General features: G+C 61.5%; 7 protein-coding genes. 5 read left to right on the forward strand and 2 right to left on the reverse strand.

What is annotated here, in order from left to right; translation table 11 throughout:
- The first annotated feature begins 96 nt into the window (after window positions 1-96).
- From DRET_RS11720 to DRET_RS11735, 5 genes are all read left to right on the forward strand, one after another.
- Complete coding sequence (locus DRET_RS11720; protein WP_015752757.1) at window positions 97-1,605, forward strand: efflux transporter outer membrane subunit; 1,509 nt, start codon at window positions 97-99, stop codon at window positions 1,603-1,605.
- 143 nt (window positions 1,606-1,748) lie between these two features.
- Window positions 1,749-2,024, forward strand: a complete 276-nt coding sequence (locus DRET_RS11725) for a hypothetical protein (RefSeq protein ID WP_015752758.1) — start codon at window positions 1,749-1,751, stop codon at window positions 2,022-2,024.
- A 409-nt stretch (window positions 2,025-2,433) separates the two neighbouring features.
- Entirely contained in the window at window positions 2,434-3,507 is a 1,074-nt protein-coding gene (locus DRET_RS11730) for a hypothetical protein (RefSeq protein ID WP_015752759.1), read from the forward strand.
- Window positions 3,504-3,680, forward strand: a complete 177-nt coding sequence (locus DRET_RS13770; protein WP_015752760.1) for a hypothetical protein — start codon at window positions 3,504-3,506, stop codon at window positions 3,678-3,680. The genes DRET_RS11730 and DRET_RS13770 overlap by 4 nt, the downstream gene beginning before the upstream one ends.
- A gap of 215 nt (window positions 3,681-3,895) precedes the next feature.
- Window positions 3,896-7,822 carry a hypothetical protein gene (locus tag DRET_RS11735; RefSeq protein WP_015752761.1) on the forward strand — a complete coding sequence of 1,309 codons (3,927 nt, stop codon included), beginning with the start codon at window positions 3,896-3,898 and terminating at the stop codon, window positions 7,820-7,822.
- Window positions 7,823-8,318: 496 nt separating this feature from the next.
- Here DRET_RS11735 and DRET_RS11740 read toward each other — a convergent pair whose 3' ends face one another.
- Both DRET_RS11740 and DRET_RS13155 read right to left on the reverse strand, forming a co-directional pair.
- Complete coding sequence (locus tag DRET_RS11740) at window positions 8,319-9,269, reverse strand: SH3 domain-containing protein (protein WP_015752762.1); 951 nt, start codon at window positions 9,267-9,269, stop codon at window positions 8,319-8,321.
- Window positions 9,270-9,734: 465 nt separating this feature from the next.
- Window positions 9,735-11,273, reverse strand: coding sequence for a WD40 repeat domain-containing protein (locus DRET_RS13155; RefSeq protein WP_015752763.1), 1,539 nt, complete (start codon window positions 11,271-11,273; stop codon window positions 9,735-9,737).
- Window positions 11,274-11,306 lie beyond the last annotated feature (33 nt).

Genomic DNA, 11,306 nt, shown 5'->3' on the forward strand with positions numbered 1-11,306 from the left:
CACCGAGCTGAAAACATGAGGCACTCCATAGTAGTGCCCTCCACTTCTGACCCCAACGCGGAGCGGACTCCGCGTAAGCACAAGGCGAGGCCTTTTATGTCTATAGACTTCTCCTCCCGACGCCCCTTTTCTGGGCCACTGCTCATGGGGCTGACAATCGCCCTGTCGGCCCTGCTCTGCGGATGTGCCGCGGTAGGCCCAGATTACAAAGGGGCTTCCCTCGAAGCTCCCCAAGGGTGGAACGCTGAAATGGAAAAAGGGCTCCAGGCCACCCGGCCCCAGGACACGACGTTGAGCACCTGGTGGAAGACCTTCGACGATCCTGTTCTCAACCAAGTTGCCCAAAAAGCTGTTTCCGGGAACCTGGATCTGAAAAGCGCTGTCTCCCGTCTCAGGCAAGCGCGCCTCAAACGCGGCATCTCAAGCGCAGGCCGTTACCCGACGCTCAGCGGCAACGGCCAATTCCAGCGCCAACACATCCGCGAAAACGCCGGCCCTCCCAACGGCGGCGACGAGGTGGACTACTACAACGCCCAGTTCGACGCCGGCTGGGAATTGGATATCTTCGGTGGCATCCGCCGCTCGGTCGAGGCCGCCCAGGCCGAGCTCGAAGCCAACCGCGCCGATGTCAACGATGTCCTGACGAGCCTGCTGGCCGAAGTGGCCCTGAATTATATTGAAGTCCGGACCTACCAGCACCGGTTGTCCATCACCAAGGCCAACATCGCTACACAGGAAAAGACGTACGAGTTGAACTCCTCACGCTATGAAGCCGGGCTGATCAATGAATTGGCCGTACAACAGGCCCTGCGCAATCTCGAGCGGACCCGGGCCCAAGTAGCCCGACTGGAAAACGGGCTTCAAGCGGCCAAAAACCGCCTGGCCGTCCTCCTTGGCCAGTCACCGGGCTCTTTGTCGGCTCTGCTTACGCCCGTTCGCCCCATGCCGGAGGTCCCGGCACAAGTAGCCGTGGGCATTCCGGCCGAGGCCATGCGCCGCCGCCCGGACATCCAGCGGGCCGAACGGGAACTCGCCGCACAAACGGCCCGAATCGGAGTGGCCACTGCGCAACTCTATCCCCAATTCCACCTCTTGGGCACTATCGGTCTGGAAGCATTGCTTTCCGGGAGCGACTTTCTCACTTCCCAGAGCATGTTCTGGAATATCGGCCCCGGCGTTTCCTGGAACATCTTCCGTGGCCGGGAATTGCGACTGAACATCGACCTGCAAACCGAACAGCAGCATCAGGCCCTGCTCGCCTACAAAGCAACCATCCTCCAGGCCCAGAGCGAAATCGAGACCGCCTTGACCGCCTATGCCAAAGAGCAAATCCGGCACAACTCCCTGCAAAAAGCTGTTCAAGCTGCCAAGCGCGCCGAAGCGGTGGCCAGGGACCAATATGCGGCAGGACTCGTCGACTTTTACAACGTCCTCGACGCCCAGCGCTCGCTGCTCTCCCTGCAGGACGAACTCCTCCAGTCGCAGGGCGCGGTCGCTTCCAATCTGGCCCGGCTCTACAAGGCCCTGGGCGGAGGCTGGAAGCTTGCAGAAACGGCCGTAGCCGACAAAACCTCCACGCAACAAAGCTCCGAAAGGGCGAAATAGGATTAGACCGGTCGGCAAGACGGCCTCGGAGCCTCTGCCGGCCGGCGTTTTTTCTCCAGGGGCACATCTCCATCGCGCGTTCAAAAGCATTGTTTGCCAAATCTTTTTGCGCGTTTTTCAGGGCCTCGCCAAGGGAGACACCAATGTGGATAGAAGCGATCAGCGTACGCACCTCGCAAGCAGAACAATGCAAAAAGCTCTTACACGACATGTCCGCCTTGCCTGACGACTCCGATGCGCCCAGGCCGGTTTGGTGCGCCGGCTATCAAAATCTGGAAGTCGAAAACGAAATCAGTATCCACCTGGGGTGGGAGGAAGCGTCCCTTTCGCCTGCCAAGACCGCCTGTGGTTTGCGTATCGCCCGAATCTTCGCCCAATACGGCCTGGTCCACCATACCATATGGCAACGCACCCACTGATCCCGCCCTGGAATCAGCCCTGTCTTTTCCTTACCCGACCAGCACCGCCTTCGTGACGAAGCCCCTGCTTTGTCACGTCTTCCGCTTCAACTCCCCGCACTTTGCCCATTGACACCTGTTCTCTCCTGCCGCTAAGCAAAAAGAACACTGCCTGTCTCTTACCGAATACAAGAGCTCCCGATGCGGTTTTGCCCCATCAGGCAGAGGCGCGGTTACTTCCAAAAACAGGCAATATGGATGCATGCCTTTTGCTCTAAGGCCTCTGCCTCGAATTTTGGATCTCCAACAGGGCGAGTTGCGCAGCCCCCCATCAGTCCGCGCTCCGTGTGCTCTATGTATCGCCCACTTTTCGTCTGACTTCCGCCTTTCTCCTCCACCGGAGTCATATCCCTTCGACCAGGAGCACTACATGGTCTGGTTGGAATTGCTTCGCCGCCTGACTTCTTTGATCCTGCTCTGTGTTGGGGCCTTTTTCCTTGTCTGGCCAGGATTTCCGGTTATTGTCGTCAAACCCGCCGACACTGTGCACCAACGTACGTCTTCCAGCATCAATCCAGCCGGCCGCACGCCAGCACGCCACCCTGCTGCTTCCCTCCCCGTCCCGGCCTGGTCCCAATTGGTAGCGCGTATACAAGCGGAGGACCCCGACCTGGCTTCCCGACGCTGGGAGACGCAACCGCCGCGCTACGTTTTTCCCGCGACAACCCCTGCGTTGAGCGGGTTCCGCGCCCGGACCCTGCACTCTGCGACCGATCCCGCCACCGGGGCCCAGTTCAACCTGCTCCGCGCCTACCCGCAAGACATCTACGGGCTCCCTGACCAATTCCTCTACCCCTATCGCTGGACAGGACTGGGTCTGATGGCCGCCGGGCTGGGTCTGTATATACTGGTGCCCCGGCGGAAATGGCCATTGGAGACCCTGCGTCATGCCAGGGGCGCCTCCGTCATTGCCCCGGACCTGCTGGGGCTGCTCATGACCCCGTTCTTTCTCGCCTTGCCGGTGGCCGTGGTTGCCGATACCGCCCCGGAAGCGGTCTTCGCCCCGACCCAAGGAGGCTGGTTCTGGCTGTACATTATTTTCGGGCTTTTGGTCGGCTGCGGGATCATGCTGCTTTGCACCGGGCTTCGCTTCAGCCTGCTCGGGTACCGTATCCTGCCCGAGGAACTCCGTATCCACACCTGGCGTGGGTCCAAACGGATTCCCTGGTCCTCAATGCTTTCCTGGGGCCACTATGAAAAAACCACCTCACGGACATTGGGCCGACTGTTGCTCTTTGGCGGCGGCTCTTTTTCCGCCCTCGGGCTCGGTCTGGCTCTGACAAAGACCCCCGAACACGGGGTGCACATCGATTACCTGGATACAGACGGCGCTCCTGAGCGTCTGAACATCATGGCCAACCATCTTCCTGGATTCGAGCGTATCCCGCGTGCCCTGCGCGATCATCAAATCCCTGTCACCCCATCCCCCCGGAGGCCCGCATGAACGGAGAAATTGGAATCGGCCTGCTTGTCATGCTCGCGTTTGTTGTTCTCATCAGCAGATCCCAATCCAAAAAACGCCGCCGCAGCTACGAATACCTTGAGCGGGATCACACTGAACACGGCGGGGAGGGTCCTGAGGACAGAGACTCCGACAGCGGAGGAGACGACGACTGATTCCGGCGAAAGACGGAAGACAGTGGACAGGAGACGGAGAAAGCAACGGTGACGCGCATCCAAATCGGGATCGGGATCGGGATCGCTCTCGAAATCGTTTCTTTTTCCTCATAATGCGGCTCTCGCCGTTCGCACCTGTGCCCCAATATGGCAGGAGCCTTAGGTAAAGCCGCTCCCCGGCCGGAGCCTGGGAACGAAGAAAAAAGGACTATTCCATGCCCCGTTTGTCCCTGCTGCTTGTGCCCCTTGTCTGGCTTTGCCTCCTACCGTTCCTCAGCCAAGCCGCCGAACCCGTGGGCGGCGAGCAAATTGCTTGGCGCGAGTTGGTCGTGCAGACCCCGCCGGGCTGGTTCCGGGTCCCGGAACAAGAAGGTGACGGCGGGGACATGGCTGTGTTCGCCGCCAAATCCGACGGCACCCTGGCGGTGGTCACCCTCTCCCTTTTGGACAAAACGGTGCCGAACACAGCCGCATCCACGGCCCTGCTCGAAGAACTCCGCGCCGCCTATGGTAACGACCCGGCCTACAGCAACGTCGCCGTTCGCCCCGCGTCCGCGGCCACAGTCCTGGGCCAGAAGCAACCGCCCTGTCTGACCTACCAACGCGGGAACAAGCGTTACTTTGTTTTTTTCCCGCCCAGCACGGGGGAAAACTACAACCTCAATGTGGTCGTCCCAGCTGCCGCCGGGCAAAAGCTGCCCCCGTTCGTGGCCTATTTCCTGGGTCGGGTGCAGACCGCTGACGCCTGGCAACAAGCCGAGGCCGAAGCCGCCCAAGAACGCCTGCAATCCATGCAGCAGGTCCGGCTCCAGCTACCACCAGTGCAGACCGCGCCCTTTCTGGAAATCGATTCCCTGACCCAGAGCCAGTGGGACGGGGCGGTCACCGCGGCCCAGCAGGCTGTGGGCATGCTCTATGGTGATCTTTCACCGGAGGAACAAAAACAATTTGCTGCCGCCTGGGCCCCGATGCGTGGCTTTCCCACCCAGGAATGCGTGGACTACCTCAACGGTCTCAACCCTTTGCTCGGGGAATTTCTGGCCCTGCGCACGGCCATCAACCGCACCAGCGGCCAATTGGAGCAGGCCATGATCGAGGCCGGCTGGGCCGCGGAATTGGACGCCGAAACCCTGACCCGCCAGTACCTGGCTTTGGCCGCGCGCTATCGCGATTTTCTGTACTCCCTGCAAAATCGCATGGACGCAGTGGCTCAGGACATCGCCGCCCTCGGCGATCCCCCGGACGCCAAGGCGCTCATGCAACAGGCCCAGCAGGGCTATCAGCGTTCCAAGGACTATGTGCGCTCACTGAGTCGGGACGAAACCGGGCCGGAGGGCGTTTGGGTGGGATACTATCAAAGCGAATCCGGCGTTGTTGGACTGAAAACCGTCAAAAAACATCCAATTTTATTCGTAGCTTACAACACGGCCCCGCCTCAGGACGCCCCCCGCTTTCGGGCCATCAATTTGGAAAACGATGACGACGCGCCCACGGCCTGGGTCGACAGCATTCCCCTGGACAAGTGGAACATCCTCGATTTTGTGGCCCAGGACACGATCAAGGGTGAAATCCACGATGAAGACGACACCTGGACCATCTATGCCCAGCGCCAGCTCGATAATCAAATCCCGGTCTTCCCTGGAGCCGAACTCGAGGTGTACGAGGAGGAAGCCCAAAAACGACTCGCCGCGCTGGCCGAAGAAAAAGAAAATATCAAGGATTGGAAAGAAGCTATCGGGCATGGGGTTGCTGTTGCCTTCACCCAAGGCGCTATTGAGGATGCCCGCTTCCACTACCGCATGCGCCCCTATTTTCTCCAGGCCGCGCGACAGTTTTTATCCGAGCAAAGCTGGGGCGGCAGCGTGGAGAGCGATCTCCAGACCATGCAAGCCCTGCTGGAACAATACAGCGGGCAAACACCCCCTCCGCCCGAGGAGGACCGCGACGAAGAACGCACACAAGAAGCTGAAACGAAAGAAAAAAGCAAGGGCGAGGAAACAACCGCTGTCCCCGAACCCCCGGCCCCGGAAATCCCGGCCTCCCTGCATCTCGTGGACGACAAGACCGCGGACGAACGCCGCCAGCTCGATCAGGAAGCCGTGGCCTTCCACGAGCGCAATATCCAGAGCATCCGCCGCAATCTGGAACGCGACCGCGAAGAACTGGCCGAGGCCACAGATCCGACCCGGCGCCACGCCCTGCAACAACGCATCCTGCACGGCGAATCCGACATCCAGTCCGAGCGCGATCGCATCGCCACTCTCAAAACCGGCACCCTGGTCCACTCCCGTTCACCTTTTGATGACTACGCCAAGTCCCGCTTTATCCAGAATATCGCCCGGGATCAGCGCAAAATGGAGACCATCACCAAGGCCACGGAAAACGCCTACAAGCTGGCCGAGCGCCTACCTGAAGACAAGGCTCGCCAGGTCCGCGCCGCCGCGGACAAACACCTGGGCCCGGAACTCATGGCCAGCCTGGACGCACAACAAGCCCGCGAGGTGATCAACACCCTCTCCTCCGTGGCCCAAAGCCATTGGGAGGCGGAACGCTACAAGGCCGGCGCCGACGCCGCCTGGGCCGATGCCGGCCTGCAAACCGCCAAATCGGTCAAAAGACGCGCCGACCAGGCCATGGAATACGCTTCTATGGCCGGCGGCCAATCCGTGTACATGGCCTACCAGGGCGCCACCGGCTACATCGAGGGCGGGCCCAAGGAGGCGGTGTTGCGGGTTGCCGGATCCTACAACAAGGTCACCGGCACCGTGGCTTCGGCCTACCGCGGCTATGAGGAAGACGGGTTCAAGGAGGCTTTCCTGCGGGTGGCCGGCTCCTACAATGAGGCCACCGGCTGGGCCGAGGATTTTTACCGCGGCTATCAGGCCTCGGATGGCGACTTACTGGAGGCCATGGGCGGGGCCACCTGGAAGATGACCAAGGCCATGGCCATCAACAAGGGCACTCAATTCGCGGCCAACCGGATTTCACAGCGCTTTGCCACAGCCCCCAAAAGCGCGGGCACAACCGTTCAAAAAACCGCCGCAGGCAAAACGGCCAAGACCGGCAACCAGCCGACTCAGGCTTTGGGCCGGGCCAAACGCAAACCCAGCGACCCCAATGCGGATTTTAACCGCCCCCTGACGGACACGGAGATCAAAGACTTCCGGGCCCAGGTCGCTGACGGCCGCACCCGGGTCACCTCCTACAAAAAGACCTACGCCAAGCTGCAAAAGGCGCGCAAAGCCAAGGCCCCGCCCAAGGAGATCAAGAAACTGCTGGGCGAACTCGACGACCGTGCGGCCAAGATCCACGGCTCGCCCCAGGCCAAGATCATGATGAAAAACCTCCAATCCAGTCCCAAAAACAAGGACCTGGTCAAACGCTACTGCAACGCCATGGACCGGGTGCACACCCGGACAGAAAAACGCTTCCACACCAATATGGCCAAGAAGGGCTGGAAGACCCAGAACATGGTCCCCATCCGCAACAAACGCAGCGGCAAAAGCGTAAACATGGACTACGACATCGCCCTCAAGGAGGAGCCCTGGTTCGACAAGAACGGTAAGCCCAACCCCTGGCTGACCAAAAACGGCAAAAACGCCCCGGTCGTCGCCTGGCAGGCCGAGGCCCAGCAGGAGTGGAACGCCGCTTTCCGCGCCGAAACCGGCCAAGACCCGACCCGGTCCTTTGAGACCGTGACCACCTCCAAACACCACGAGGCCTACGCCGATCTGCGGGTTCTGGAAAAAAACGGGGTCCTGGCAGCAGACAAGGGCTGGGCCCAGCAGACCGGGGATGTTTCCCAAGCTAAGGCCTGGGACCTGCGGGCCAACACGAAGATGGGGCGGGCGGAAAAGTACGTGGAGATCGCCCGGGGCACGGCCAAGGACGCCAAGCGCAAGCTGCTGCCGCTTCTGGACAACAACAAGCCCAAACAGGGCACCCCGAGTTTTAAGGTCTGGGAGAAGCACAAGAACTATTGGAGCAAAGTCTCCAAGGTCATGGAGGATATGGGGGCCATGAAACTGAGCCCCATGGAGGCCGACCGCAAGATCCGGCTTATCACCGGCGGCAAAAGCGTGGTCGAGGTCACCGAAGACATGAGCCAACTCATGTCCGCCAGTATCACCCTGGGCAAATAGAAAAGGAGAACGGAAGAAGGAGGGCAGAAGACGGAAGGCGGAAGATAGTGGCCAGTGGATGACGGAGGGCGGTGGGGTCCCGGTCGACAGGGGCAGAGCTTGTCTCTGCCCGCCGTGGCTCTATCTCCTCCGACGTCGGCTGTCGCTTTGCTCCAGCCGACCTACGTGACCGCCCCTGCTGTGTCGAATCGCTCCAGCGTGCTGGTCGACACAGCCAGCGCCGGATTCCCGATCCAGCAATCCCGACCCCCCCCCACGACATCCAAACGTCACCAGAGCTTAGCAATACGTAGGTCGGCTCCTGCGAAGCTGAAGCCGACATCTTCTTCCTTCGTGACGAGGCTCCCGCCTCGTCACGAAGGCCGTGCGGCTCCCGCCGCTCTTTATTGGCCCCAAAAGAGGCAAGAGCCCAAAACAACGAAAACACACCAAGATGCTCAATTTCTTGAATATCTCAATTCCCTAATTCTTCAATCCCTAAATTCCCTAATTCCCCCTAAATCACCTCCCAGGCCCCGTCACCGGCGCGGCTGGCGCGGAAGGTATTCGTCTCCTGCTGCCCCTTGTCGTTTTCCACGGCCACTGTCACGGTCCGCACTTCAGTCTCAGCCTGCACTTCTTCGGCGACCAACCCTTGTCCCTCCAAATCCATGGAGGACTCAATATCATCAAGATCCAACGCTTCAGTCCGCAACACGCCCTGCCGGGCACTCGCCAGCGACGGATCTGCTGTCTCTTGGGACGCCTGCTGTTGCTCCGGCTCTGCCGAAGCCTTTGCCGTCTGCACCGGCACGACCTCCGGAGCACCGGCTGACTCGGGCACCTCACGCAGAAGCGAGGCGTAGACATACCCGATGGACCGCCCGTCGCGTCCAACCATATACCAGTTCCGATCTTTAACCTGCCCGACAACCGTAACCACGTCGCCTTGCTGGAGCAGATTGACGGCCTTGTATGTGGTCCCGGGACCGCTGCGGACATTGGAAGTCTTCAGGGCCTCATGCGCCGTGTTGATCAGCACCAGTTCGCCCGGGCTAGCGACATATTTTTCGCGGACAATGGGCACCTTGCGCGTCACCCGTTCGGTTTTCTCCACCGTAATGGCCGCCGACGCGCCACTCTCGGGATTCGACCAGGTATTGGTTTGACCGTCCCGGGCCGTACTCAAGGTCCGCGCGGATTCTGCCGCCACGGCCTGCTGGTCGCGCTCGTCAAGAATGGAGCCGATATAATTTCCAAGCGCAGCACCGGCCAGTGCCCCGGCGACAATGGCCACTGTCTTGCCCTGGCCCGAGCCGAACAAGCTCCCCGCCAATCCTCCTGCCAAAGCGCCGATGGCCGTGCCCCCCGCTTGTTTATTGCCCATGCCGTCGGTCACACACCCGGCGCTAAGCAGCGCGAGCCCCAACACCCCAATCCCAATCCACAATCGCAATCGCCTGGACATAATCGTTCCTCCTGTCAAATAGTCCACCCTGTCGTCCTGGTCTTCCGCCCCTCGGCAATACCCTCGGCTCTAAAAGCCCCGGTTCCGGGGATTGGGCCGGAGGCCGGCAACACTCCTGCGCCCGTATGGAATCGCTGCCCGTTGCAGACGCACCACCCACCAACCAGACACTGCCGCACAACAACACCACGCGCCTTTGCCGGACCAGAGGCCCAATTCCCGGAATCGGGCGCATACTCATTCTAAGCCCCAACAGCAGCCCGTTTCCGGGGGTTGGGCCGGAGGCCGGCAACACTCCTGCGCCCGTATGGCATCGCTGCCCGTTGCAGGCGCACCAACCCACCAACCAGACACCGCCGCACAACAACACCACGCACCTTTGCCGGCCCAAAGGCCCAATTCCCGGAATCGGGCGCATACTCATTCTAAGCCCCAACAACAGCCCGTTTCCGGGGGTTGCCCGGCCTATTCCGGCCCCACCATCGCCGAGCGCGCCAGGGCCTTGGCCTGGTTGGGCAGGCGCTCCACCCGCCCCGCGATAGTCAGCACCAGCGTGGTCAGCCGGCCCCGGGCATAGGGAAAAAATTTGTACACCGTGTCGCTGCCGTCGAAATAGCGCAGGTACATAGTCTCTTTGCCATTCAAAGGCACCAGGCCGGCGGCGTATTCCTGTTTGCCCCGGACCCGATGCTCGGCCTCGATCCGGTTTTCCATACGCACGCGCTCGGCCTTGTCGGCGTAGGTCCGCACCGTGTCCGAAACCAAGGCGCTGATCCGCGGCCAGCCCTTGCCGGTGAGTTCGTTGACCCCGGCGGGCAGGACCGCGCCTTCGCCTTGCAGTTCCAATTCCCGGGCATGGTCCATACTCTGCCAGCCCTCGCTGCTAAAGCGCAGATACAGCGACCCGGTAAGCAACATGCCCTCCAGCTTGGTGCCGCCCTGATCCACGGGTGTGGCTGCCGCGGCTTCCGCCGCCCCGGTGGCACTCGTATCCACGCTGGCAAGGTCCCAGATCACAAGCGCCCCGTTCTTGGTACCGGCCAGGGCGTAGCGCCCGTCCGGGGTCACTGCCACATCCTCCAGATTGTCATCCTCGCGCCCTGTGAGGGTAGCCAGAACGCCGGAGCCGTCCACCGCGAGCAACACCCCATCGCCGTGCCGGTTGGACCCCGCCAACACCGCCTTGCCATCCGGAGTAAAGGCCAGGGCCTGGGCAGTCAGGGTCATGGCTTCCAACGGTCGCACCGTCTCGCCCTGTCCCGGTTCCCAGATCCACACTGTGGGCGACCTTTTCTGGCTCCGAACATGCGCCTGGGTCCCCCAGGCCACCAACCGCCCATCTGGTGAGGCGGCCACCGCAGCGGCCCGCCCTGGGGCGGCATCGGAATCCAGACGCAAAGCGCCAGTCTCGATGTCCCAGGCATGGAGCCGCTTGCCCGTCATCGCGGCCACGGCCAAAGTCCCGTCTGCTCCTAGCACCGTCGCCTCAGGTCCCTGGTCTGAATCAAAGCTGCGTTGCAGTTCCAGATCAGGGGAGGAGTAAAGTTGCAGATCCCGACCCGCCCGAACCAAAACGAATCGTCCCCGGCGATCGAAGTCGAGATCAAAATCATACGCCCCTTTGATCCGGGTTTCCCGAACCTGTTTTCCCTCGGGCAGCTGCCACAACCGCAGGATGCTGTCGTACCCCGCGGACACCAACCGGGTGCCGTCAGGGGAGGCGGCCAGGGCATTGACCTGACGCTGGTGGCCCTTGAATGTGGCCAGGTGCTTTCCCTGCGGCACGGACCAGGCCTTGATGGTCTTGTCCCGACTGCCGGTGTACACCGTCTCCCCGTCCGGGGCCACGGCCAGGGCATAAATGTTTTTCTCGTGGGCCGTGATGACCCGCAGGGGGTCCAGGGTCAGGGCCTGCCCCAAACCGGCACTCGCCCCCACCAGTACGAGGGTGGCCAGCACGGCCGCCCCCCCGAGGCCACAGAATCGTCGCCCTCTTCTTGCCATACCTCTCTCTCCCAATGCGGTTCAACACCATGT

The sequence above is a fragment of the Desulfohalobium retbaense DSM 5692 genome (genome assembly GCF_000024325.1).
Taxonomy (GTDB): Bacteria; Desulfobacterota; Desulfovibrionia; order Desulfovibrionales; family Desulfohalobiaceae; genus Desulfohalobium; species Desulfohalobium retbaense.